This is a genomic window from Gilvimarinus sp. 1_MG-2023 (genome assembly GCF_030548285.1).
Window position 1 is genome coordinate 1 of sequence record NZ_JAUOSC010001049.1, and the last position, 270, is coordinate 270.

Genomic DNA, 270 nt, shown 5'->3' on the forward strand with positions numbered 1-270 from the left:
TCATCATCGACAGCAACATTGCCAAAGGCCTGAAAAAAAAAGGGCTATCCAATCCGCTCCAACACGTCGACAAAATCGTCATCGTTTCCTACGAATACCTGGCTCGGCAAAAGCACCAGAGCCAGCTCATCTGCTGGAACCTGGTCGTCTTCGACGAAGCCCACAAGCTACGTAATCTTTACCAAAAGCGCGGCAATCAACGCGCCAAAGACATCGTTGCCGCCACAGTAACAGCCGAAAGCCGTATATTGCTGTCAGCCACCCCCATCC

Annotated in this window: 1 protein-coding gene; it reads left to right on the top strand. The window is 51.9% G+C overall.

Going from position 1 to position 270, the window contains the following annotated elements; genetic code table 11:
* A partial coding sequence (locus tag Q4563_RS20070) for an SNF2-related protein (RefSeq protein ID WP_303605767.1) occupies positions 1 to 270 on the top strand: 270 nt, incomplete at both ends.